The organism is Agathobaculum sp., assembly GCF_022775115.1.
GTDB lineage: Bacteria > Bacillota > Clostridia > Oscillospirales > Butyricicoccaceae > Agathobaculum.
Genome location: NZ_JALFLA010000042.1, coordinates 24,887 through 49,276, shown reverse-complemented (window position 1 = coordinate 49,276; position 24,390 = coordinate 24,887). Strand labels below are relative to the sequence as shown.

The following is a 24,390-nucleotide window of genomic DNA, read 5'->3' as shown; positions in this document are numbered from 1 at the left end:
ATGTCGATCAAGCGCTTGCAGCGTGTGCTGACCCGGATGCTCACCGTGCTGGTCGTGCTGTCCGTCCTTTTCTGCTTTGGCCTGTATGCCTACCGGGTATTTTTCGGCTATAACTACGATTCCTCGCTGTTTGAAAGGGATCTCGCCGCCGGTATACAGGTGGATGAAAATATCACCAACCTCGCGCTGTTCGGGCTGGATGCGCGCGCGGGCGAAACGCAGAGCCATTCGGACTGCATGATGATCGTCACGATCGACAACACGCGCGGCAAGATCAAGCTCATCAGCCTGATGCGAGACAGCCTTGTGTCCATCCCCGGCTATGGGGAGGACAAGCTCAACGCCGCGTACTTTCTCGGCGGGCCTTCGCTCGCCATCGAGACGATCAACCAGAATTTCGGCACCGATATCCGGGATTATATCGCGGTCGGCTTTGAGCAGCTGGCCGAGATTGTAGACGCGCTGGGCGGCGTTGAGATCGACGTGCAGGCGTATGAGGTGGACGAGCTTAACCGCGTCATCCGCGATTACGGCATCGAGCAGGGCAAGACCTTCGCGGGGGTGGAGCGCGCCGGCCTGCAGCGGCTGGACGGCACACAGGCACTGTGCTACGGCCGCATCCGCAAGGGCAACACGGGCGATGACTGGGGGCGCGTCGAGCGGCAGGGCATCGTACTGAACGCGCTGTTCACCAGTGTGCAGAAAATGAGCGCCAGCCGCTTGATCGGCCTGATGAACAAGCTGATGCCCCATGTGACCACCTCGCTCTCCCCTGCTGCGCTTGCCCCGCTGATCGCAGGCGCGGTGCGCGGGGGCATGCCCGCGCTCGAGCGCACGCGCGTGCCGCTGGACGACGAGTGGGATTACTATGGCGCGTCGGGCGAGTATATCCTGTATGATCTGGATACCGCGGCCGACCACATCCATCAGTACATTTACAGCGACCTTTACCCCGGCGATACCGTGCCCGCCGATACACCGGCCGCTGACGGCCCGCTTGGCGGCGTTGACTTTGACGAGGAGCCGACCGGCCCTGCCGGACTGGACGAGGACGGCGGCGCTGCCGTCGACCCCGCTTCGCTCGCCGAGGAGGGCGGCAGCTACGACCCCGCGACCGGCGACTACCGCGATTCCGACGGCGATTATTATCGGCTCAACCCTGACGGCTCGCGCACCTATTACGACCAGCAGACCTACCGCGCCCGGCTGGCGGGCTGACGGACGCGCCACCGTTTGTTTCGTTTCTCCCCCGCCCCTATGTCCTGCAAGAAAGGAACAACGCCCATGTATGTCAAACGTGTTCTCCCCAACGGCGTGCGGCTGATCTCGGAGCGGCTCGACACGGTGCGCACCGCGTCGGTCGGCATCTGGATCGGCAACGGCAGCCGCTATGAACCGGCCGCGCTCGGCGGCATCTCTCATTTCATCGAGCATATGATCTTCAAGGGCACGGAAAAGCGCTCGGCGCGCCACATCGCCATTGCGATCGACGCGCTCGGCGGGCAGGCCAACGCCTTTACAGATAAAGAGTGCACCTGCTATTATATGAAGGTGCTGGACAGCCGCCTGCAAACCGGCGTGTCCATCCTTGCCGATATGTTTATGCATGCGCGCTTTGACCAGCACGATATCGAGCTGGAGCGCGGCGTTGTGCTCGAAGAGATCGGCATGTACGAGGATTCACCCGAGGACGTCGCCATCGACAAGCTGTTCGAGCAGTGCTACGCAGGCTCGGCGCTCGGCCGCCCCATCCTCGGCACGCCGGAAACGCTGCAAGCGATCAACTCCGAGGCCATGCACGACTATGTGCGCCGCTTCTACCGCCCACAGGATACGGTCGTGGCGGTGTCCGGCCACTTTACCGAGGATGACCTCGATTACATTGCCGCCCTGTTTGCCGATATGCAGGGCGAGGGGCGTAATGAGCTTGTCCCCGCCGTCTACCAGCCCGGGCTGCTGCTGCGTGAAAAGGACATTGAGCAGAACCACCTCTGCCTGTCCTTTCCGGGCGTTTCGCTGCTGAGCGAGGAGCGCTATGCGATGGGCCTGCTCAGCGCCATCCTTGGCGGCGGCATGTCCTCCCGCCTGTTCCAGACCGTGCGCGAGCAAAACGGCCTGTGCTACTCGATCTACTCCTTCACCACCCCGCATCTGGATACCGGCCTGTTCTCCGTCTACACCGGCCTTGGGGCAGAGACCGAGCAGCGGGCGCTCGAGCTGATCGTGCGCGAGCTGCGCGCGTTCTGCGAGGATGGGCCTGCGCCGGATGAGCTTTCCCGCTGCCGCGAGCAGGTCAAGACCAACCTGCTGATGGGGCTGGAGAGCACGGGTACGCGCATGATGACCATCGGCCGCAGCGAGCTGCTGCGCGGGCAGGTGCTCTCTGTCGAGCAGGTGCTTGCCGCCTACGACCGGGTGACCGAGCAGGATTTGCTCGGCCTTGCCCGCCGTGTGTTTGATTTTTCGCAGGCCTCGCTGGCCGTCGTCGGCCAGCCGGGCAGAGCAGAGGGCTACCGCGCCCTGCTGCAATAAATCCATAGCATGAAAACGCCGCCCGCGCCCGATAAACGGCGGCATACCGCATGCCCCCTCGGCATACTGTTTTACCGAGAGGGGCGTTTTTTTATGTTTATCACGATCACACGCGATACCCTGTACCGTTTTGCGGCTGCGGCCGGTGTATGCGGCCTGCTGGCCGCGCTGTTTGTGCTGCAGCCCATGGCCGGGCAGCGCGCCGCCCGCGCCAGCGCCGAGGCCGCTATACCCGCCGCCGTGACCGATTGGGGACTGTCCTTCCAGACCAAGGGTCAGCCGCCGGTCGGTAATGTCTCCGCCGAGACGCTGCGCCAGTGGAACGCCTACTATGTGGGCGACACGGGCAAAAAGGTGCTCTACCTGACCTTTGACGCGGGCTTTGAAAACGGCTTTACCCCGGCCATTTTGGACGCGCTCAAAAAGCACAACGCGCCCGCCTGCTTTTTCCTCGTCGGCAACTATATCGACACCGCGCCCGAGCTGGTCAAACGCATGGTGGATGAGGGACACATCGTCGGCAACCACACGCTGCACCACCCGGATATGTCCCGCATTGCTGACCGCGCCGCATTCGAGGCCGAGCTGAACGGCCTTGCCGACAAATACAAGGAGGTGACCGGGCAGGAGCTGCTGAAATTCTACCGTCCGCCGCAGGGCAAATTTTCTGAGGAAAATCTCAAGCAGGCGCAGGAGCTTGGTTATACGACAGTGTTCTGGTCGTTGGCCTATGTCGATTGGTATACCGACAACCAGCCCACCGACCAGCAGGCCTATGACAAGCTGCTGCCGCGCATCCATGACGGCGCGATCGTGCTGCTGCACTCGACCAGCGAAACCAATGCACGCATTTTAGACGATCTGCTGACCCGTTGGGAGGAGATGGGCTACACCTTCGCCCCGCTGACCGACCTGCCCAAATAACGCGGCTGTTACAGCAGGGTGACCCGCTCTTCCGCATCCTCGAGCGAGCGGGTGAGCAGTCGCTGTATGTAGTTTACGCTGAGGTTTTGCCCATCGGTCTCGATCTCTTGGATGATCGCTTCTATCCTGCTGGTCAGCACGGACAGCGCCTTTTCATAATGCAGCGCGCCGCCGTACTGCACACTACCGTCCTCCAGGTATGCGGCATCCAATTCTTCATGTGCCATCTTTATCACCTCATCACTATTTTAGAACATTTTGTTCTGAATAGCAATGAACATTTTGTTCTAGACTATACTAAACGCAGGTGATTTGAAGATGCTCTATCCGCGTATCCGCGCCCTGCGTGAAGACAAGGACCTCAAACAAAAACAGCTTGCGGCAGCCATTGGCGTTTCGCAGCGCACTTATTCTTATTATGAAAACGGCCAGCGCATGCTGCCGCCCGAGGTGCTCTGCGCCTTGGCTGATTTTTACGGCACCAGCACCGATTACCTCCTCGGCCGCACGGATGATGACGCGCCGCCGCCAAGGTAACGGGCTGTGCTGTGCGGCGCAGCTTGGCTTTGCCCTGTGCAGCCATGACGGCCAAAGAAAAATCCCTCTTGCAATCTGCAAGAGGGATTTTTGCGCTGTACGGGGCGATGCGCTATTCATTTGCCAAGGGCATAGGCGCGGTCGATGCACCGGTCGCACATTTCGGCGATCATGCCGTAAAAATCGTGCGCTTCGAGCACCTTCATGCCCTCTATCGTCGTGCCGCCGGGCGAGCAGACGGCGCGGATCAGCTCGGCCGGTGTTTGCTCGCGCCGCAGCAGCATATGCGCCGCGCCAATCATCGTCTGGCAGACGAGCGAGAGCGCGTCGTCCGCGCTGATGCCGTGCGCCCCGGCGCTCTGCACCAGCGCGTCGGCAAAGGCATAGAGGTACGCCGGGGCCGAGCCGGCGTAGGGGATGACCTCGTTGAGCATCCGCTCCTCGTCAAACACAACGGTCACGCCCATTGTGTCGAACAATGCGCGTACCCTGTCCAGCTGCTCGGCGGTAGCGGCAGCGTTTTTGACCAGCTGGGTCGCGCCCATGCCAAGCACGAGCGGCGTGTTGGGCATGACGCGGATGATGGGTGTGTCCGCGCCGAGCGCGGCCTCCATCCGAGCGAAGGGGATGCCCGCCGCGATGGACACGAGCAGCGGCTTATCCCCGCCGCACGCGGTCAGAGAGGGCAGCACTTCGTCAAAACTCTGCGGCTTGACAGCCAGCACGACCGTCTCACAGTCCCGCCAGACGGCGGCGTTGTCGCCGGTGACGGCGTAGCCCTGCGCAGCATGTGCCGCGCGGCTTTGCGCGCCGCGGTTGGCCAGCAGCACCTCGCCGGGGGGGAACAGCCCGGCGCGTACCGCGCCCTGCGCGATCGCCGTGCCCATGTTGCCCGCGCCGATCACGCCGAAGCGGTATTTTTTCATCAGGGATGCACTCCTTTTCCGCCGGTGCGGCGTGCGCCGTCCGGTTTTCTCTTTTTTCGGTGGCTTGCCGCGCACGGCTTGCGGCGCGGCCTGCTTGCATTATAGCACAATGCGCTTTTCTGCGCAAATAGCTTGTTAGAACCGGTTTTTCGTGGTACAATAAACACATTATCTGTTTGGAGGCTGACAGCTGTGACATGGCACATCCCGCATATCGGCCTGCGCACGGTCAAAACCGGCCTTGCAGTCGCGTTGGCACTGCTGTTTGCCGACCTGCGCGGCTCACCGGCGCATATTTTCGCCGCCATCGGCGCGATCAGCGCCATGAGCCGCTCGGTGGATGATTCAGTCGCCTCCTGCCGCACGCAGTTTTTCGGCATTCTGCTGGGCGCGAGCTTTGGCACGCTGTTTGTCAGGCTGTTTGAAGGACTGCACTACTTCGGCATCGGCCTTGGGTTGATCGTGCTCATCCTGCTCTGCGTGCAGCTGCGGCTGCGGTTTGCCGTGCCGCTGGCGTGTATCGTGTTTGTCTCGGTCTGCCTTTCGCCCGCGAGCGAGGCGCTGCACTACGGTACAAATCGCCTGCTGGACACCTCGATCGGTTTGTTGACCGCACTGGCGGTCAACATTGCGATCAAGCCGTATAACAACCGTGCGCAGATCGAGCGGATGCTGATGTATTTTATCCAATCCGCGCCGTCGCTGGTCAAGGAGCGCGCGCTGTACGGCCACTATCCCGCGCTGACCCCGCTGGAGCGCCAGCTTGAGCGTCTCGCACAGGAGCTTGCGGTGTTCGAGGGGCAGAATGTGTTCCATATGCGCGACCGCGCCGAGCAGGCCGCGTTCCTGCGCGGCTGTGAGCAGCTTGCGCGCTCGATCTTGCAGGAGCTGCGCGCGCTGTGTGCGATGGACGAGCGCGGCCGCATCTCGCCGGAAAACGCGCGGGAGCTGGCCATACTGGGGCTGGACGCGGCCGAGGCGCCGGTCGCCCCCTGCCGCAGCGAGGCCGATATCGTCGGCAACTACCATCTGGGCAACCTGCTGCGCGCCTACCGGTATCTGAGCGAGTTTTTGTCCATCCCGCCCTCCGGCGCGGCGGCGGTCAAATGATTCCGGCGGACGGCGCGGCACACGATGAGAAAACGATAAGGGGAGTTTAAACAACAAGTATGGAAAAGAAAAAGAGAAGCAGTTTTTCCAGCCGTATCGGCTTTGTGCTGGCGGCGGCGGGTTCGGCGGTCGGTCTGGGTAACATCTGGCGCTTTCCGTATCTGGCGGCAAAGTATGGCGGCGGTATTTTTTTGCTGGTCTATTTGATTCTTGCGGTGACTTTCGGCTTTGCGTTGATGATCACCGAGATCGCCACCGGCCGCAAAACGCGCTTGTCCTGCATCGGCGCTTACCGTGCGCTGGATAAGCGTTTTTCCGCGCTCGGCTGGCTGGCCTCGCTCGTGCCGGCCATCATCACGCCGTATTACTGCGTCATTGGCGGCTGGGTGCTCAAATACTTCTTTGAATATGTCACCGGCGGCGGCGCGGCGCTGACGGGAGACAGCTATTTCGGTGATTTCATCGGCTTTACGGGCGCGGGCGTGACCGCCACGCCGCTGTTCTGGTTTGTGCTGTATGTGCTGCTGACGACGGCTGTCGTGCTGCTCGGTGTGGAAAAGGGCATCGAGAAGGTCTCCAAGATTATGATGCCCGTGCTGGTCGTGCTGTCGGTCGTCGTTGCCGTGTTCTCGCTTACCATGCCGGGCGCGGTCGAGGGGCTGAAGTTCTATCTTGTGCCGAACTTCTCCCATTTCTCGGGCACGACCGTGCTGGCCGCGATGGGGCAGATGTTCTACTCAATGTCGTTGGCCATGGGCATCATGATCACCTACGGCTCGTATATGCCGCGGGAGAGCAACCTCGAGCGCTCGGTCGGCCAGATCGAGATATTCGACACGGCCATCGCGTTCATCGCGGGTCTGATGATCGTACCCGCGGTGGTCGCGTTCAACGGCGGCGACCCGGCCAAGATAAACGCCGGCCCGGGGCTGATGTTCGGCACGCTGCCCAAGGTGTTTGAGCGCATGTGGATGGGGCACATCGTCGGCACGGTGTTCTTCCTGCTCGTGCTGTTCGCGGCGCTGACCTCGTCGATCTCGCTGATGGAGACGGTCGTCTCGATCGTGTGCGACAAGCTGCACTGGAACCGCAGGCTGGCCGCGCTGGCGGTGGCCGTGTTCCTGCTGCTGGTGGGCATCCCCTCCTGCCTTGGCTACGGCCCGTGGGCGGGCGTGACGCTGCTCGGTATGCAGTTCCTTGACTTCTTTGACTTTATCTCCAACTCGATTCTGATGCCCATCGTCGCCTTCCTGACCTGTATGCTGGTCGGCTGGGTGGTCGGCACGAAGGTCGTATCCGACGAGGTGGAGAGCAACTTCCCCTTCCACCGCAAGCGCCTGTTTGAGGTGATGGTGCGCTTTATCGCGCCCATTCTGGTCGTCTGCATTCTGGCGGGCGAGCTGCTCAAGTTCGCGGGCATCCTTTCGGTATAAAACAGAAAAGCCTGCCGCAGAGTGCAATGCTCTGCGGCAGGCTCTTTTTTCGCTGCCCCGCCTCAGCGGATGGGCAGCATTTTGCCGGTTTCGAAGGACTCCTTGCAGCGGTAGGCGGCCTCGGATACGGCTGTGCCGTCGTACACGGTCAGGTCGCTCGGCTTGGTGCCCGTGCGCACATGGTCGGTAAAGGCGACCATCTCGGCCACGAACGCCTCATGCCAGCGGCTCATAAAGTCCGGGTAATACTCCTCGCGCGAGCCGTGCTCGTCGACGATGTTGAGCAGGTTCTTCGCGCCCACGTTTGCAATGCGCAGCGTGCCGTGCGTGCCGATGATCTCAGTCTCGACATTCGAGCCGGCGGCGTGGGTGCGGTTGGTGAACATAAAGCCCATCGCGCCGTTGTCCATCTGCACGGTCGCGGCGGCGTTGTCGGCGTCGTTCAGCTCCTTGTAAAGGTCAAACTCGAACACGCCGCCGATGGCCCATACGTTTTTAACATCCGAGCCGGTGAACCAGCGGATGAGGTCGATATCGTGCACGCACATATCGAGGAACTGACCGCCCGAGTGCGGCGCGAACTTGAGGGTGGATTCGATCGTCGTGCGGGGGTCCTGCGTGTAGGAGCGCACGAGCACGACCTTGCCGATCGCGCCCGCGTCGATCTTGCGCTTGGCCTCGGCGTAGGACTTGTCGAACCGGCGCATAAAGCCGAGCTGGAAGATCAGGTCGGGATGGGCTTCGACCACCTTTTCCGCGGCCTTGCACTGGGCGACATCGGTGCCGAGCGGCTTTTCGCAGAACACATGCTTGCCGTTTTTCATTGCGATCTCGATCTGCTCGCAGTGGAGGAAAGACGGGGAGACGATCACGATCGCGTCCAGCGCGGGATTTTTGCACATCTCCTCAAAATCTGTGTAAGTATGGGGCACGCCAAGCTCCTCAGCGACCTCCTTGACGCGCGCCGCGTCCACATCGCAGATCGCGGCCAGCTCACAGCCGGGCACCTGTGTGGCCAGATTTTTCGCGTGCTCATAGCCCAGACGGCCGAGGCCGACCGAACCGACTTTTACCGTTTTCATTTCGCATTCTCCTTTTCTTGTTAGGAATGGACGGGCGCGCCGCCCGCTTGTGTACTTTCTTTCATTTTACCGCGCCGCGCCCGAAAAAACCAGAGCGTTCTTGCTTTTTGCCGCGCGAAAAAAGCCGCCTCTCGGGCGGCGGGGCGGGCGGACTTTTGGATTCTTGTTTTCCGCTCATTTGTGATACACATACTCCCGGCGGAAGGTGCGCGGCGGCATACCGACCGCCTTGGCAAACTGCGCGTTGAAGTGCGTGACGTTGTCATAGCCGACCTGCGCGGCGATGCGCGCGATGGGCAGGCCGGTGGTGATCAGCAGGGTCTGCGCCTCGCCGATGCGGCGGCGCAGCACATATTGCAGCGGGGAATAGCCGGTCGCGTCCTTGCAGACGTGGGACAGGTAGTACGGACTGACATGCAGGCTGTCCGCCATCTGCCGGAGTGAAAACTCCTCGGCAAAATGCGCGTCGATATACGCCTTGATGCGGCGGGAAAGGGCGTTTTCGTCGGCTGTGTGCGCGCCCTGCCCGGCCGCGCCGCGGTATTGCTCGACCAGCGAGAGCAGCGCCATCAGCAGGTGGTGTGCGCCGTCGTCGTTGCCCTCGGTTAGCTCGTCGTACAGCACGTCATACAGCCGCTCGAGCCGTGCGGTCTGCGGCTCGGTCAGGCGGCAGACGGGCGAAGCGTCCTCCGCGATGAGCGCGTTTTCGCGCAGGCCGGGCGCGTGCAAGCCGCCTAGCGCAAGGCTGACCGTAGAAACCGGCCGGTCAGGCCCGGAGGGCTCGTCGTGCACAACGCCGCTGTTGTAGATGAACAGGTCGCCGCGCGTGGCATCGTAGACCGTGCCGCCGACAAAATAGCGGCTGCTGCCGCCACGCACCAGCACGACCTCGACCAGATCGTCGTGCGCGTGCATGACGCGCGGGTGCGCGGACGCTTTTTCGTCCGTGCGGCTGACCGAAAACAGGCGCGGCAGCGTGCTCAGGCCAAACGGCGGCTCGTATTCCTTTTTGACAAAGCACTGTACCATGCCGCCTGCCCCCTCTCTGCTTCATCGTAGCACAATCGGGCGCGCAGGTCAAGCGCCGTCCAAAAAAGAAGACGCGCCGGGCGTGTTAGACCCGAAGCGTCTCCGGAAAGAGGGCGTTAAATGATTTGCCCGCGCAGAATGACCGAGTGTACGTTCAGCTCGTCATCCAGCAGCAGGATATTGGCTAGCTTGCCCGGCTCGAGCGTACCGTAGTCATGCGAAATACCGAGGGCGCGCGCGGGGTTGGTCGATGCAGCGCAGATGGCCTCGCCCAGTGGGATGCCCATACCGACCGCGGCGCGCACACAGTCGAGCAGGTTGATGGCCGAGCCGGCGATCGTGCCGTCGTGCAGCGTGGCGCAGCCGTCCCGCACGGTCACCGGCTGCCCGTCCACCGAATATTCACCGTCGTCCAACCCGGTAGCCATGATGCTGTCCGAAATCAGGATGACCCGCCCAGCGAACAGCTTGAACGTCGTGCGCACGACCGAGGGATGCAGGTGCACGCCGTCGACGATCAGCTCGACGCTGACCTCATCGTTATCCGCCGCCGCACCGATCACGCCCGGCGCGCGGTGGGACAGCGGCGGCATCGCGTTATACAGGTGCGCCACCTGCCGCGCGCCCCGGCGGAAGGCTTCGCAGGCCGTTTCATAGTCGGCCTCGGTATGGGCGATGGACAGGCGTACCTCGCTTGCGAGCGCTTCGATGGTCTCCATCGCCCCCTCGACCTCGGGCGCGATGTTGCATATCTTGAACAGGCCGCCCGCCTTTTGCTGCAGGCGGCGGAACATCGCCGCGTCCGGCGCATGGAGGTAAGCGCCGTTCTGCGCGCCCCGCTTGCCCATTGATAGAAAGGGCCCCTCCATATTGATGCCGACCAGCGCGGCATCCTTGCTGCGCGGCACATAGCTGGCGGCGGTCTCGGCGATCTGCGCCAGCCTTTCCTCGGGATAGCTCATCGTCGCCGGGCAGATGGCCGCCACGCCGTTCTGCGCCTGATAGCGCGCAATGGTCGAAATGGCCTCGTGCGTACCGTCGCAAAAGTCATAGCCCATACAGCCGTGGAAATGCAGGTCGACCAGACCAGGCACGGCGTACAGGCCGCTCATATCACAGGCATCCGCCGAGGGCGGGGCGGACGAGATGCGGTCGCCCGAGATGGTCAGGCCGCCGGTGGAAAAGGTGCCGTCCGGGTGATAGAGCCTTAGGTTTTTCAGTTCCATGCGGATGCCTCCGCTCAGGGAACGAGGTCGCCGCAGAGGGACAGCGCGGCCTCGTCGGCAACGACCGACACATCGGTATGCAGCTGGAGGATGGAAGCCGGTACGCGCGGCGTGACCGGGCCGAAGAACGCTTCGCGCACGACCTCGGCCTTATTTTCGCCTGAAACGACGATGACGATGCGGCGCGCGAGCATGATGGTCTGCACGCCCATGGTATACGCCTGCCGCGGCACATCGTCCGCCGAGGCGAAAAAGCGCTTGTTGGCCTCGATGGTCGATTCGGTCAGATCGACGCAGTGCGTGCCCTTGGAAAAATACTCAGCCGGCTCGTTAAAGCCGATATGGCCGTTCAGTCCCATGCCCAGCAGCTGCAGATCAATGCCGCCTGCCGCGCGGATGGCCGTATCGTACCGCTGGCACTCCTTTTCGGCGTCCATCTGCGCGCCGTCCGGCAGGTTGATGCGCTCCTTGGGCACGTTGACGCGGCCGAAAAAGTTCTTGTGCATGAAATAGTGGTAGCTCTGGTCATGGTCAGCGGTCAGGCCGCGGTACTCATCCAGATTGAAGGTGGTGCACGCGCCGAAATCCACGTCTCCCTTGTTATACCACTTGATGAGCTGCTCATAAATGCCGATCGGCGATGACCCGGTCGCCAGACCGAGCACGGAATCGGGCTTCAGGATGACCTGCGCCGAGATGATGTTGGCCGCCTTGCGGCTCATGTCGTTATAATCTTTTGCACGGATGATCTTCATAAAGCATACACCTCTACTATGTTCGTCAGTAAATTCCGGCTGTGCCGTTTTCTCAGGGGAGAGCACTGTCCGTCCGCGCGGACAAACGCCTGCGTGTCCGCTGCGTGCAGACAGGGCTTGCCGCCCGCCGGCGCAACGGCTCATAGGGGGCTTGTTAAGCCCCCTATCAAGTAATTCACAGCAGCTTTGCCAGCTCGTCCGCGACGAACCCGACCTTCGTGCCTACGATCACATCGACCCGAGTCTTGGACGGGCGCATCACGCCCGCGACACCCGCGGCGCGGATCTTCTTTTCATCCACAGCGGTATAGTCCTTGACCAAAAGACGCAGACGGGTGATGCAATGCTCGAACGACACAATATTCTCCTTGCCGCCAAGCCCGTCCAGAATGGCGGCCGCAGCCGCGGCATAATCGCTGTCGCCCGCCGGGGGCTGCACCGCCGCCCCACCCCGGGGCTTGCGTCTCCGTCTGCCCACGATACGCACCAGCGCGAAAAGCACGAGCACCGCGCCGATGCACAGCAACACGGTGGACAACCACGACTGGCCGGCGGCAGGTGGAGACGAGAGGACAAGACCGGCAAAGCCGGCCGGCAGCTCGATGTTCATACGCATTTCTCCTCTCCTCGGTCTGCCGCCGTGCGCACGGCGGGCAGATCAATCACAGATTGGCTTTCAGGAAAGTCTGAAGTGCCTTTGCGGCCTCGGCCTCGTCCTCGCCCGAAATGGTCAGCTTGATGGTCTCGCCCTTTTTTGCGCCAAGGCTCATCACGCCCATGATGCGCTTGGCGCTCACTTCCTTTTTCGGTGAAGCGATTTGGATGTCGGACTTGAATTTGGCGACCATCTCGACCAGCATACCGGCCGGGCGGGCATGGAGACCGTAGTCATCGGTGATAACATACTCTACAACTTTCATAATGGCAGCTTCCTTTCCTGATGAATGTGTGTGAATTATTTATCAATGTGCAGCAGCGGGTCACCCGCAGCCACAGCGCCCGACCGAATCGGCCGGACGGCGGCGAAAGCTTCCGTGTTGCACACGATCACCGATGTGATGGTATCATAGCCCGCGGACTGAATGGCTACCGGGTCAAACAGGATGAGCGTGTCCCCTGCCTTGACGCTGTCCTCGGTCTTGCAGCACACGGTAAAGTGCGCCCCGGCCAGCCGGACAGTGTCCACCCCGATATGGATGAGCAGCGAAACGCCGTCCTGCGTGGTCAGGCTGACTGCGTGGCCCGTGTCGAATATCAAATCGACCGTGCCGTCCGCCGGGGCGGTGATGCGCCCCTCCGAGGGGACCACCGCGGCGCCCTTGCCCAGGATGCCCTGCGCCAGAGTGGGATCGGGCACCTCGGCCAGCGGCACGACCGTGCCCGCGACCGGGCTGGGGATATCGATCCCCGCACCGCCAAGCAGGCTTTTCAGCTTACCAAACATTTGAACATCCCCTTGTTTTGACGAGTATGCCTCCTGCTGCGGAAATTATCCCGAAAAACGAAAAAGACCAAACTTCTCCGCAGAAAGACAGACTTCTCCAGCCGCCCTGCGCGAAATTTGGTTTTGCCCGCCGACGCGGTAGCAATCCAATCAGAGCTTATGCATTTGTTGTTTCTATTGTAACAAATAGCCGGCCGTTCTGCAAGTCCCTTTGCCATGGCAAATGCAACAGAAAATACCAGATATTTTTGTATAACTGCACAAAGATATGCTGTGGTATCTGCGACAGTCGCACGGTTTTGACAAGAGAGCGCGGCCTTGCCGCCACGGAAATGCGGCCGCAGGCAGACAAGGCCGGCCTTTTTTATGACAAGCGGTGCTTGAAATCCTCGTAGCCGAACACCCGCACGACCTCGTCCGTGCCGTTTGCGCGGCGCAGGCCGATGCAGGGCAGCGGCACACCGTTGAAGGTGTTGGTTTTGACCATGGTGTACAGCGCCATGTCCTCGAACACGACCTGATCGCCCGGGCGGAGCATATTGTCAAACGAATAGGTGCCGATCACGTCTCCGGCAAGGCAGGACCGCCCGGTAAGCTGATAGGTGAAGGCCTTCTGCCCCGGCTCGCCCGCGCGGTACACAGGCGGGCGGTAAGGCATTTCGAGCACATCGGGCATATGGCAGGCGGCCGAGGTATCCAGAATCGCAATGTCCGCGTGGTTGCGCATCACCTCAAGCACGCCGGCCACCAGCCAGCCGGCATTCAGCACAACGGCCTCGCCCGGCTCCAGATAGATCTGCACGCCGTACTTGTCCCGCAGGCGGAGGATGCACTGCACCAGCGTTTCCACATCGTAATCATCGCGCGTGATATGGTGGCCGCCGCCCAGGTTGAGCCACTTCATATCCTCCATATACGCGCCGAAGCGTTGCTCAAACGCCGCGACCGTGCGCACCAAATCGTCCGCGTTCTGCTCGCACAGAGTGTGGAAGTGCAGTCCCTCCACGCCGTCGAGCAGGTCGGGCTGGAAATTATCCAGCGTGATGCCGAGGCGCGAGGTCGGGCCGCAGGGGTCGTAGAGCGCGTGCTCGGCGGGCTGGGTCGAGCACTCCGGGTTGACGCGCAGGCCACAGCTTTTGCCCGCCGCGCGCGCTACATTGCCGAATTTTTTCCACTGGGCGAAGGAGTTGAACACCACATGGTCAACATAGCCCAGCAGCTCACGGAACTCGCTCTCCGGGTAGGCGGGCGCGTAGACGTGCGTCTCCCCGCCGAACTCCTCATGGCCGAGGCGGGCTTCAAACAGGCCGCTGGCCGTCGAGCCGGACAGGTATTCCCGCAGCAGCGGGTAGACCGAGAACATCGAAAACGCCTTCTGCGCCAGCAGGATCTTAGCGCCCGTGCGCTCCATCACATCGCGCAGCACGGCCAGATTTTGCACCAGCCGGTTTTCGTCCACGATAAAGCAGGGGGTGGGCAGCTCAGTAAATCTCATATCAATCCACCAGCGCGGGGTTTTCATCGATCTGCCACGGCAGCCCCCACTTGTTCAGCGCCTCCATATACGGGTCGGGGTCGAACTCCTCGACGGTGTGCACGCCGGTCTTGCTCCACTTGCCGGTCATCAGCATGGCCGCGCCGATCATCGCGGGCACGCCGGTGGTATAGCTGATGGCCTGCGAGCCGACCTCGCGGTAGCAGGCCTCATGGTCGCACACGTTGTAGATATAGGCGGTCTTGGGCTTGCCGTCCTTGGTGCCGGTGAAGATGCAGCCGATGTTGGTCTTGCCGCGGGTGCGCGGGCCAAGGGTGGCCGGGTCGGGCAGCAGCGCCTTGAGGAACTGGATGGGCACGATATCCCTGCCCTCGTAGCTGATGGGCGTGGTGGACAGCAGGCCGATGTTCTCAAAGCACTTCATGTGGGTCAGGTAGCTCTGGCCGAAGGTCATAAAGAAGCGGATGCGCCGCACGCCCGGGATGTTCTTGGCAAGGGACTCGATCTCCTCATGGTGGAGCAGGTACATATCCTTGCGGCCGACCTGATCGAAGTCATACTCGCGCTTGATGGACATGGCCGGGATCTCGACCCAGCGGCCGTCCTCCCAGTACGAGCCGGGCGCGGAAACCTCGCGCAGATTGATCTCCGGGTTGAAGTTGGTGGCGAAGGGATAGCCGTGGTCGCCGCCGTTGCAGTCCAGAATGTCGATGGTGTCGATCTGGTCAAACAGGTGCTTTTGCGCATAGGCGCAGTAGGCCTGCGTCACACCGGGGTCGAAGCCCGAGCCGAGCAGCGCGGTCAGACCGGCCTTTTCAAAGCGCTCCTGATACGCCCACTGCCACGAATAGTCGAAATAGGCGGTAAAGCCCTGCTCCTTGCAGCGCTTTTCGTATACCGCGCGCCATGCGGGGTCGTCGGTGTCCTCCGGCTCGTAGTTTGCCGTGTCCATATAGTTGACGCCGCATTTCAGGCAGGCCTCCATGATGGTCAGATCCTGATACGGCAGGGCGATGTTCATAACGATATCGGGCTTGTATTCGTCGATCAGCGCGCACAGCTCGTCGATATTGTCTGCGTCCACCTTGGCGGTGCGTATCTTGGTCGGAGTCGTACCGGCCAGCTTGTCCCGTATCGCGTCGCACTTGGACTTGGTGCGCGAGGCGATCATGATCTCCTCAAACACGTCGCTGTTCTGGCAGCACTTGTGGATGACCACGCCGGCCACGCCGCCGCAGCCGATGATAAGAGCTCTTCCCATCTTTTTGTTTCCTCCTGATAGTTTGTTCGCGCCGCAGCGCGCAATCGAATTTAAGAAAGTCAGCTTGCCGCGCATGAATGTGATATGCAGCAGCAACCGCATAGCCGTTTGCGTCAAGGACGCAGCGTCTTTTTGTATATAGGGGGTATGGATACCCCGTATATTTATTCCTCCACCTTTTCCAGCAGCTTCTGCACATAATTGGGCAGATAGAACGCGCCCCGGTGCAGGTTGGTGTTGTAATACCGTGTCTCGATGCCACGCGCGTTCCATGCATCGGCGTTTAAGTCGCGCACGGGATGCACCCCGCGCGAAGAAAAGCCGAACAGCCAATGTCCCGAGGGGTAGGTCGGGATATGCGCCTGAAACAGCCGCGAAAGCTCAAACGAGTGCACGATATTCTTGTGCGCGCGCTGGCAGGCAAGTGCGTCGGCCTTGTAAAACGGGCTTTCGTGCTGGTTGACCAGCACACCGTGCGCCTTGAGCGCGCGGCAGCAGTTGCCGTAAAACTCCATGGTGAACAGCCCCTCGCCCGGGCCAAAAGGGTCGGTCGAGTCGATGATGATCAGGTCGTACCTATCCTCGATGCGGCGGATGTACTTCAGCCCGTCTTGGTACAGGATATGCACGCGCGGGTCGGTCAGGCTGCAGGCCACGCCGGGCAGAAACTCCTGGCAGACCTTGACCACGCGCTCGTCGATCTCGACAAGGTCGATGTGCTTGATATGCGGATAGCGGCAAAGCTCGCGCACACAGCCGCCGTCCCCGCCGCCGATGACCAGCACGGTTTCGATGCGCTCGCCCAGCACGGCCAGCGGGACGTGCACCATCATCTCATGGTAGATGAACTCGTCTCGCTCGGTCAGCATCATATAGCCGTCAAGCGTCAGAAAACGGCCGAATTCCTCGCACTCGAACACGTCGATGCGCTGAAAATCGCTGCGCTCGGTATAAAGCTGCCGGTCGATCTGGATCGACAGGCCGACGGTCGGCGCGTGCATTTCGGTAAAGGTCAGCCGCATGGGCTGATCACCCCCTTGATGACTTGCAGGTTGTTGACTTCGGGATCCTCCGTGCCGAGCAGCATACAGTTTTTCTCCTTGGCGTAGCGGATATAATCGACGATCTCGGGCGTGATGCGCTCGCCCGGGGCGAGGATGGGGATACCGGGCGGGTAGCACATGACAAACTCGGCGCAGACGCGGCCGGCCGCCGCATGGAGCGGCATGGGCTGCCGCGCGGCGTAGAACGCTTCCTGCGGGCCGGCTACCACCTGCGGCGAGATGTATTCCTGCCGCATGAGCTCGGCCTTGTCCCGCTTATAGCGGCGGCGGATATCGGAAAGCGCCGCGACCAGCCGTTCGAGATCGCGCTCCCGGTCGCCGACCGAAACATAGGCCAGCAGGTTGCCGAGGTCGCCGAACTCGGTCTGGATATCGTAAAAATCGCGCAGGATGTCGTACACCTCGATACCAGCAAGGCCGACGTCCAGCGTGTTGACGGCAAGCTTGGTCACGTCAAAGTCGTAAACGGTGTCGCCGTTTATCAGCTCCCGGCCGTAGGCGTAGTAATCGCCCAGTTGATTGATCTCCTCCCGGGCGTAGGTGACAAGGTCGGTGACCTTGCGGAAGATATGCTCGCCATACAGCGCAAGGCTCTTGCGCGAGATATCGAGGCTTGCCATCAGCAGGTACGAGCCGCTGGTCGTCTGCGTCAGGTTGATGAACTGACGGATGTGGTCGGCGTTCATGCTCTTGCCGCACAGCAGAAAACTGGACTGCGTCAGCGAGCCGCCCGATTTGTGCATCGAAACGGCGGCAAGGTCGGCGCCCGCGGCCATCGCGGAGACCGGCATATCCTTGCCGAAATAGAAATGCGTGCCGTGGGCCTCGTCGGCCAGTACCTTCATGCCCTTGGCGTGCGCCAGCCGCACGATCTCCCGCACATCCGAGCAGATGCCGTAGTAGGTCGGATTGTTGACCAGCACGGCCTTGGCCGCGGGGTGCTTGTCGATCGCCTCTTTCACATCCGCGACCGACATGCCCAGCGAAATGCCCAGCCGGTCGTTCATCTGCGGGTTGACATAGATCGGGATCGCCCCGGTCAGCACGAGCGCGTTGATGACGCTGCGGTGCACGTTGCGCGGCAGGATGATCTCATCCCCCCATGCGACGGCCGACAGGATCATGGCCTGCACCGACGAGGTCGTGCCGCCGACCATCAGAAAGGCATGTCCCGCGCCGAAGGCCTCGGCGGCGAGCTGCTCTGCTTCCAGAATAACACCGGTGGGGTGGCAAAGATTGTCGAGCGGCTTCATCGAGTTGACGTCAACCGTCATACACGACTCGCCAAGAAATTTGGTCAGCTCGGGGTTGCCGCGCCCGCGCTTGTGCCCGGGTACATCAAACGGCACGATGCGCATATCCTTAAAGTGTTCGAGCGCCTCCTTGATCGGCGCGCGGGATTGATCCATCGTGAGAACCTCCTGCCGGGGCGAGAAAATTTTCCGCGCCGCAGCGCGTATGCAGTGCCAAAAAAGCCGCGACAGGTGCGTGACTTTTTTGGCAGCAAGTGTCCGGAAGTGGCGCATTGATGCACCTTTTCCAAACGCTGATCGCCCGGAGCGCTTCGCGCGGCGGGCGTTTTGCGGGAAAAACGGCCGTTTTTCTGCAAGTTCGTCAGTATATATTTTTGCCCGAAAAGATCTCGATCATCTCACGCCGCAGGTCGGAGTGGATCTTCAGCCGGGTTTTGGGCGGCAGCTCATAGATATCGGTGTTGAACAGGTAGTTTTGCAGGTCGACCTCTTTGAGCAGCATCCGCGTGTGGAACAGGTTGGACTGGTAGACGTTTACGTCGCAGGCGTCGTAGCGCTCGAGTGTTTTGGGGTCGATATAGTCCTGTATCGAGGCCATATGGTGATCCATGAACAGCTTTTTGCCCTCGATATCGCGGGTAAAGCCGCGCACGCGGTAGTCCATGGTGATGATATCCGAATCGAACGAGCCGATCAGGTAATCCAGCGTGGAAAGGGGCGTGATCTCGCCGCAGGTGGCCACGTCGATATCGACACGGAAGGTGGCAAGGCAGGTGTCCGGGTGGTATTCGGGATAGGTGTGTACGGTGACGTGGCTCTTGTCCAGATGGGCGAGGATGGTCTCCGGCAGCGGGGCGGGCTTCATGTGCTCCTCTGCGATAAGAAAGGTGACCGACGCGCCCTGTGGGTCGTAATCCTGCTTTGAGATATGCAGCACATGCGCGCCGATCATCTCCGTAACGTTTTCCATCAGCTTGGTCAGGCGTTCGGAGTTGTATTGCTCGTCGATATAGGCGATGTAGTCGCGCTGCTCGCGCTCGGTCTTGGCGTAGCAAACATCGTAAATATTGAAGGACAGCGCCTTGGTCAAGTTGTTGAACCCGTACAGCTTCAGCTTGTTCTGCATCTCTTTGCACCCTCATCCACAAATAAAAAATCCCCAAACAGGTGTGCCGGCGGCGGCATCCTTGCTTGAGGAACAAGCTTTCTACGCTGCGCCCCGCGCCCGCAAACAGCGCGCGGCGGCTGAACGATAGAGGAAAGAGTCTATATAGCAGAAAATCTTCTAACTTTTACTACTCTTATTGATTGTTTCACAAGTGTGATGTGCCCGCGGCACACGGCTTTTAAGCAGCCAACTTATAAAATTCAATAAGGCAACAAAGCTGCCTTGTTCGGCATTCGACCCGGCTGTCCGCATGGCCTTGGCGTTCCCCGGACAGGGAAGCGGTCTGAAGGAATTCTGCTGGCAAAGGCTTTGCCCCTCCGAGTGGTATAATCGTAAGAGCATATAATGCCTGCTTGCGGCTATTATACCACAGCGGCAGGCAGTTGTTCAATCGAAAGCATGAGCCGATGCGCCGCTGGTGGTATAATCGTGAAATAATTTGTATAATAGCCGTCTTGCGGCTATTATACCCTAAAAACCGCCGCAATGCAAGGATTTATTACAGGTTTAACATACCAGCGGCCGGCTCGGGCGGATAAAACAAAAAGTTTACAGCTGGGGCTTTGAAAAATCAGTCGAATTGTAGTACAATAAGACCACTGACGATTTGGGGAGAGGGCATAAGCAAGTGAAAGCAGTAGGATTTTACACCAGCACCAAGGAGAAGAAAAAGCGAAGCGGCGGCCGGGCGCTGATCGTCCTTGCGCTCATGGCGGTATCATTTGCCGCCGGTGTGCTGACGCATAAGGCGCTGGCTCGTCCGCTCAAGCCGGATGCCAACATCACCTATATCGAGGACATACCGGTAACGACCGACTTCCTTACCGAAGGCAGCCGCGCGCGCCCCAGCCAACTGCGGGAGATCAAGTACCTTGTCGTGCACGAGACCGACAATTTCTCGCCCGGCGCGAACGCCGCCGCGCACAACTCCTTTATTCATCAGAACGCAAACGCCGAATCGGGCATCGTCTCGTGGCACTACACGGTAGACGACCACGAGATATACCATCATGTGCCCGATGACGAATCGGCCTATCACGCGGGCGACGGGCAGAAAAAGGACGGCGGCAACCTAAACGGCATCGGCATCGAGATATGCGTCAACGAGGACGGCAACTACGAGCAGGCGCTCATCAACGCCGAAAAGCTGTGCGCCCGCCTGCTGCTCGAATACGGCCTAAAGCCCAAGGCGCTGCGCACGCATCAGGACTTTTCCGGCAAGGTCTGCCCGGCCAAGCTGATCGGGGACGGCCGGTGGGACGAATTCTGCGAGGCGGTGGCCAACCGGTATGAGGAGCTGAAGGCCGCGCAGAAAAACAGCTGAGCACAGCGCGGCGGTGTGCAAAGATATGCTGAAAAAGAGGCGGTTTTGTTGCAAATCGCCTCTTTTCTTTTGCGCTGGGCGGTGCTATACTCTAAGATAGGTAAATTTCAACTGATAAAGGAGTAAACTGGCATGATCGTTGTACTGAAACAGCATCCGGAAAAAGAGCGTGTCGATCGCCTGATGCGGCACTTCACCGATATGGGTCTGCAAATCAACTATTCCGAGGGCGAAAACACCACCATCCTCGGCCTGATGGGCGACACCACCCGCGTCAACGAGCGCGACATCCTTGCCTATGACGTGGTCGAGCGCGTGCAGCGCGTGACCGAGCCGTTCAAGGCTGTCAACCGCAAGTTCCACCCCGAGGACACGGTCATCGAGGTCGCCGGGCGCAAGATCGGCGCGGGCTACTTCAACGTCATGGCCGGACCCTGCTCGGTCGAGAGCGAGGAGCAGATCATCGAGGTCGCTGAGACGGTCAAAAAGGCAGGCGCATCCTTTCTGCGCGGCGGCGCGTTCAAGCCGCGCACCTCGCCGTACTCCTTCCAAGGCTTGGAGGCCGAGGGTCTGCGCCTGCTGCTCGAGGCCAAGCGCCAGACGGGCCTGCCGATCGTGACTGAGATCATGAGCGAAAAGCATCTCGACCTGTTCGCTGATGTGGATATCATCCAGCTCGGCGCGCGCAACATGCAGAATTTCATGCTGCTCAAGGAGCTTGGCCGGTCGAACAAGCCCATCCTGCTCAAGCGCGGCCTGTCCGCCACGATGGAGGAGTTTCTGATGGCGGCCGAATACATTTTCGCCGGCGGAAACACCAACGTCATGCTGTGCGAGCGCGGCATCCGCACGTTTGAGACCATGATCCGCAATAATCTGGATATCTCGGCCATTCCGCTGGTCAAGCAGTGCAGCCACCTGCCCATTATCATCGACCCCAGCCACGCCGCCGGCCGCCGGGATATGGTGCAGCCGCTGTCTCGCGCGGCCATCGCCGCGGGTGCGGACGGTTTGCTCATCGAGACGCACAACAACCCGCGCTGTGCGCTGTGTGACGGCGCGCAGTCGCTCGACCTGCCGCAGTTTGACGCGGTGATGCAGGATATCAAGCGCCGCGCAGCGTTTGAGGGACGTGCGCTGCAGCCCGAAGTGTAAACGCGAAAAAACAGCAGCCGCGCAGGCTTGCCTCCGGGAAGGGAGGACGAGCCTGCGCGGCCTTTTCTTTTACAAATTCAGATGCGGATCAGCTGGTACGCCCGCGTGCCGAGACCGAGCTTTTCGCCGTGCTCAAGCGCGGCCTGCCAGCAGGTGTCCGGGTGGGCGGCGTGGAAGTGGTCGTCCGGGTCGTCGATGTGGTGGTGCTCGTGTACATCGTGCAGCAGACAGTTGGGGTTGACGGGCGCGGCGTTCACCGCGTCCGCGCACGCCTGATCGAGCGCGACCGGGTCAAACGAGGCGAACATGCCGATGTTCGGCACGAGCGGCACGTCGTTTTCGGCGTGGCAGTCGCAGTTAGGCGAAACGTCGATGACAAGCGAGATATGGAAGCACGGCCGTCCGGCCACGACTGCCTTGGTGTACTCCGCGATCTTGCGGTTGAGGATGACGGTCGATTCGTCGAACGCGCAGCCGATCGCGTCGGTCGGACACACGGCGATGCAGCGGCCGCAGCCGACGCACTTGTCATGGTCGATATGCGCCTTGCCTGCTGTGATGGTGATGGCGTCGTGCGCGCACATGCGTGTGCAGGTGCCGCAGCCGATGCAGGGCGCCGGCTCGACCTGCGGCTTGCCCGCATTGTGCTGCTCCATCTTGCCCGCGCGCGAGCCGCAGCCCATGCCGACATTCTTCAGGCAGCCGCCGAAGCCGGCCTGCTCATGCCCTTTGAAATGGGTCAGCGAGATGAACACGTCCGCGTCCATGATGGCCTGTCCGATCTTGGCCTGCTTGACATATTCGCCGCCCTCAACCGGGACATAGGCCTCGTCCGAGCCTTTCAGCCCGTCCCCAATGATGACATGGCAGCCGGTGGAAAAGGGGGTAAAGCCGTTTAAGTAGGCGCTGTCGATATGGTCGAGCGCGTTTTTTCGCCCGCCGACATAGAGCGTGTTGCAGTCGGTCAAAAACGGCTTGCCGCCGCGCGCGCGGACGAAATCGGCCACGGTCTTTGCCCAGTTCGGGCGCAGAAAGGCGAGGTTGCCCGGCTCGCCGAAATGGATCTTGATGGCGGTGAACTTCCTGTCAAAATCAATTTCGCCCATGCCGGCGGCGGTCATCAGGCGGGTCAGCTTTTGCTGAAGGTTTTCGGTCAGCGTCGTGCGGAAATCCGCAAAATAAACCTTGGCTTCTTGCATAGCATTCATCCTTTCTTGCTTGCTTTCAGTATAGCACAGCGCAGGACAAAAGAACAGCATAAAAAGCACCTCTTTCCCCGGCGCTGTGCCTTGGAGAAAGAGGTGCGGTTTTTGCCTTATACAGTGTCCCTGCCGCCGCCGCGCGGGCGGGGCGGATGGAACGGTGCGTCGGAGGAGGAAAGCTTAGGCGTTGTCCACCTTGGCCATGTGCTCGATGAGCATGAGCAGCTTGCAGGAGTAGCCCCACTCGTTGTCATACCAGGAAACGACCTTGACAAAGGTGTCGGTCAGCTGGATACCGGCCTTGGCGTCAAAGATAGAGGTGCGCGCATCGCCCAGGAAATCGGAGGAAACGACGTCCTCATCGGTGTAGCCCAGCACGCCCTGCAGACCGCCCTCAGCCAGCGGCTTCTCGGAAGCGGCTTTCATCGCGGCGCAGATGTCCTCATACTTGGCGGGCTTGGCCAGATTGCAGGTCAGGTCGACGACGGAAACGTCCAGCGTCGGCACGCGCATGGCCATGCCGGTCAGCTTGCCGTTGAGCTTGGGGTAAACCTTGCCGACAGCCTTGGCAGCGCCCGTGGAGGACGGGATGATGTTGCCGCAGGCCGCGCGGCCGCCGCGCCAGTCTTTCTTGGAGGGGCCGTCAACGACCTTCTGGGTGCCGGTGGCCGAGTGCACGGTGGTCATCAGACCCTCGGTGATACCAAAGGCCTCGTCGAGCACCTTAGCGATCGGCGCGAGGCAGTTGGTGGTGCAGGAAGCGTTGGAGACAAAGGTCATGTCCTTGGTGTAGCTGTCCTGGTTTACGCCCATGACGAACATCGGGGTATCGTCCTTGGACGGAGCGGACATGATGACCTTCTTGGCGCCGCCGTCGATGTGCGCCTGCGCCTTCTCCTTGGTCAGGAACACGCCGGTGGACTCGACAACGTAGTCCGCGCCGACCTTGCCCCACGGGATGTTCTTGGGATCCATCTCGGCAAAGAACAACACCTTCTTGCCATCGACGGTGATCGAGCTGTCATCGTACTCGATGGTGCCGTCATAGCGGCCGTGCATGGTGTCGTACTTGAGCATATACGCCATGTAGTCCGGCGTCATGAAGGGATCGTTCACCGCCACGAACTCGATGTTCGGGTTTTTCAGTCCCGCGCGGAAAACCATGCGGCCGATGCGGCCAAAGCCATTGATACCTACTTTGATAGCCATTTTCAGTTTCCTCCTCAAATTGAAACTTTTATCGTCGGTAGCTTTATTATACACTATCGGGACGCCGGGCCGCAAGATGCAATATTTGTGAAATTAATGTCGTCCGCAATGGGGTTTTTGTATATTTTTCTTTGCAAAGCCGACCCCTCTGGTGGTATAATAAGCACATCACACAAAATATAGTATTTCAGCCGCGCACACGCCTTATGCGCGCCGGCATAAAATACACAGAGAAAGCGCATGAATTTGGAGGATATGGAG

Annotated in this window: 24 protein-coding genes; 8 read left to right on the top strand and 16 right to left on the bottom strand. The window is 60.7% G+C overall.

Annotated elements, in window-relative coordinates; translation table 11 throughout:
- The 3 genes from MR935_RS05590 to MR935_RS05580 all read left to right on the top strand — a co-directional run bounded on the left by MR935_RS05590 (window position 1) and on the right by MR935_RS05580 (window position 3,456).
- Window positions 1–1,218: an LCP family protein gene (locus tag MR935_RS05590; protein ID WP_290571816.1), complete on the top strand. Its 1,218-nt coding sequence runs from the start codon at window positions 1–3 to the stop codon at window positions 1,216–1,218.
- 66 nt (window positions 1,219–1,284) lie between these two features.
- A complete protein-coding gene (locus MR935_RS05585) occupies window positions 1,285–2,532 on the top strand; it encodes a M16 family metallopeptidase (protein WP_290571814.1) in 1,248 nt (415 codons plus the stop codon).
- Between the two features lie 93 nt (window positions 2,533–2,625).
- Window positions 2,626–3,456 (top strand): polysaccharide deacetylase family protein, encoded by an 831-nt coding sequence (locus MR935_RS05580; protein ID WP_290571812.1) that lies wholly within the window; start codon window positions 2,626–2,628, stop codon window positions 3,454–3,456.
- 8 nt (window positions 3,457–3,464) lie between these two features.
- Here MR935_RS05580 and MR935_RS05575 read toward each other — a convergent pair whose 3' ends face one another.
- Entirely contained in the window at window positions 3,465–3,683 is a 219-nt protein-coding gene (locus tag MR935_RS05575) for a hypothetical protein (protein WP_290571810.1), read from the bottom strand.
- A 91-nt stretch (window positions 3,684–3,774) separates the two neighbouring features.
- Between MR935_RS05575 and MR935_RS05570 the strand changes: the two genes are divergently transcribed.
- Complete coding sequence (locus tag MR935_RS05570) at window positions 3,775–3,993, top strand: helix-turn-helix domain-containing protein (RefSeq protein WP_290571808.1); 219 nt, start codon at window positions 3,775–3,777, stop codon at window positions 3,991–3,993.
- Window positions 3,994–4,109: 116 nt separating this feature from the next.
- Here the strand turns inward: MR935_RS05570 and proC are convergent, their stop codons facing one another.
- Complete coding sequence (gene proC, locus MR935_RS05565) at window positions 4,110–4,919, bottom strand: pyrroline-5-carboxylate reductase (protein ID WP_290571806.1); 810 nt, start codon at window positions 4,917–4,919, stop codon at window positions 4,110–4,112.
- Between the two features lie 192 nt (window positions 4,920–5,111).
- Between proC and MR935_RS05560 the strand changes: the two genes are divergently transcribed.
- Window positions 5,112–6,029: an FUSC family protein gene (locus tag MR935_RS05560; RefSeq protein ID WP_290571804.1), complete on the top strand. Its 918-nt coding sequence runs from the start codon at window positions 5,112–5,114 to the stop codon at window positions 6,027–6,029.
- Between the two features lie 59 nt (window positions 6,030–6,088).
- The gene (locus MR935_RS05555; protein WP_290571803.1) at window positions 6,089–7,462 is read left to right on the top strand and encodes a sodium-dependent transporter; all 1,374 of its coding nucleotides are present in this window, start codon (window positions 6,089–6,091) and stop codon (window positions 7,460–7,462) included.
- Between the two features lie 62 nt (window positions 7,463–7,524).
- Here the strand turns inward: MR935_RS05555 and MR935_RS05550 are convergent, their stop codons facing one another.
- The 12 genes from MR935_RS05550 to speD all read right to left on the bottom strand — a co-directional run bounded on the left by MR935_RS05550 (window position 7,525) and on the right by speD (window position 19,197).
- Window positions 7,525–8,544 (bottom strand): Gfo/Idh/MocA family oxidoreductase, encoded by a 1,020-nt coding sequence (locus MR935_RS05550; protein WP_290571802.1) that lies wholly within the window; start codon window positions 8,542–8,544, stop codon window positions 7,525–7,527.
- A gap of 174 nt (window positions 8,545–8,718) precedes the next feature.
- On the bottom strand, window positions 8,719–9,573 hold the full coding sequence (locus MR935_RS05545) for an AraC family transcriptional regulator (RefSeq protein ID WP_290571801.1): 855 nt from the start codon (window positions 9,571–9,573) through the stop codon (window positions 8,719–8,721).
- Window positions 9,574–9,689: 116 nt separating this feature from the next.
- Window positions 9,690–10,799 (bottom strand): N-acetylglucosamine-6-phosphate deacetylase, encoded by a 1,110-nt coding sequence (gene nagA / locus MR935_RS05540; RefSeq protein WP_290571799.1) that lies wholly within the window; start codon window positions 10,797–10,799, stop codon window positions 9,690–9,692.
- Between the two features lie 14 nt (window positions 10,800–10,813).
- Complete coding sequence (nagB, locus tag MR935_RS05535; protein ID WP_290571797.1) at window positions 10,814–11,554, bottom strand: glucosamine-6-phosphate deaminase; 741 nt, start codon at window positions 11,552–11,554, stop codon at window positions 10,814–10,816.
- Window positions 11,555–11,729: 175 nt separating this feature from the next.
- Window positions 11,730–12,164: a PTS transporter subunit EIIB gene (locus MR935_RS05530; RefSeq protein WP_290571795.1), complete on the bottom strand. Its 435-nt coding sequence runs from the start codon at window positions 12,162–12,164 to the stop codon at window positions 11,730–11,732.
- A gap of 52 nt (window positions 12,165–12,216) precedes the next feature.
- Window positions 12,217–12,474 (bottom strand): HPr family phosphocarrier protein, encoded by a 258-nt coding sequence (locus tag MR935_RS05525; RefSeq protein WP_290571794.1) that lies wholly within the window; start codon window positions 12,472–12,474, stop codon window positions 12,217–12,219.
- Window positions 12,475–12,509: 35 nt separating this feature from the next.
- Entirely contained in the window at window positions 12,510–12,998 is a 489-nt protein-coding gene (locus MR935_RS05520) for a PTS sugar transporter subunit IIA (RefSeq protein ID WP_290571792.1), read from the bottom strand.
- A gap of 364 nt (window positions 12,999–13,362) precedes the next feature.
- A complete protein-coding gene (gene nspC, locus MR935_RS05515) occupies window positions 13,363–14,493 on the bottom strand; it encodes a carboxynorspermidine decarboxylase (protein WP_290571790.1) in 1,131 nt (376 codons plus the stop codon).
- A gap of 1 nt (window position 14,494) precedes the next feature.
- Complete coding sequence (locus MR935_RS05510; protein ID WP_290571788.1) at window positions 14,495–15,754, bottom strand: saccharopine dehydrogenase family protein; 1,260 nt, start codon at window positions 15,752–15,754, stop codon at window positions 14,495–14,497.
- Window positions 15,755–15,918: 164 nt separating this feature from the next.
- Entirely contained in the window at window positions 15,919–16,776 is an 858-nt protein-coding gene (gene speE / locus MR935_RS05505) for a polyamine aminopropyltransferase (RefSeq protein WP_290571786.1), read from the bottom strand.
- The gene (locus MR935_RS05500; protein ID WP_290571785.1) at window positions 16,767–18,227 is read right to left on the bottom strand and encodes an aminotransferase class I/II-fold pyridoxal phosphate-dependent enzyme; all 1,461 of its coding nucleotides are present in this window, start codon (window positions 18,225–18,227) and stop codon (window positions 16,767–16,769) included. The genes speE and MR935_RS05500 overlap by 10 nt, the downstream gene beginning before the upstream one ends.
- 205 nt (window positions 18,228–18,432) lie before the next feature.
- The gene (speD, locus tag MR935_RS05495) at window positions 18,433–19,197 is read right to left on the bottom strand and encodes an adenosylmethionine decarboxylase (RefSeq protein WP_290571783.1); all 765 of its coding nucleotides are present in this window, start codon (window positions 19,195–19,197) and stop codon (window positions 18,433–18,435) included.
- Window positions 19,198–19,867: 670 nt separating this feature from the next.
- Between speD and MR935_RS05490 the strand changes: the two genes are divergently transcribed.
- Together MR935_RS05490 and aroF are read left to right on the top strand one after the other, a co-directional pair.
- Window positions 19,868–20,563, top strand: a complete 696-nt coding sequence (locus MR935_RS05490; RefSeq protein WP_290571781.1) for a peptidoglycan recognition protein family protein — start codon at window positions 19,868–19,870, stop codon at window positions 20,561–20,563.
- Between the two features lie 132 nt (window positions 20,564–20,695).
- Window positions 20,696–21,718 carry a 3-deoxy-7-phosphoheptulonate synthase gene (aroF, locus tag MR935_RS05485; RefSeq protein ID WP_290571780.1) on the top strand — a complete coding sequence of 341 codons (1,023 nt, stop codon included), beginning with the start codon at window positions 20,696–20,698 and terminating at the stop codon, window positions 21,716–21,718.
- Between the two features lie 77 nt (window positions 21,719–21,795).
- Here aroF and MR935_RS05480 read toward each other — a convergent pair whose 3' ends face one another.
- Together MR935_RS05480 and gap are read right to left on the bottom strand one after the other, a co-directional pair.
- Complete coding sequence (locus tag MR935_RS05480) at window positions 21,796–22,917, bottom strand: DUF362 domain-containing protein (RefSeq protein ID WP_290571778.1); 1,122 nt, start codon at window positions 22,915–22,917, stop codon at window positions 21,796–21,798.
- A gap of 183 nt (window positions 22,918–23,100) precedes the next feature.
- A complete protein-coding gene (gap, locus tag MR935_RS05475) occupies window positions 23,101–24,129 on the bottom strand; it encodes a type I glyceraldehyde-3-phosphate dehydrogenase (protein ID WP_290571776.1) in 1,029 nt (342 codons plus the stop codon).
- Window positions 24,130–24,390 lie beyond the last annotated feature (261 nt).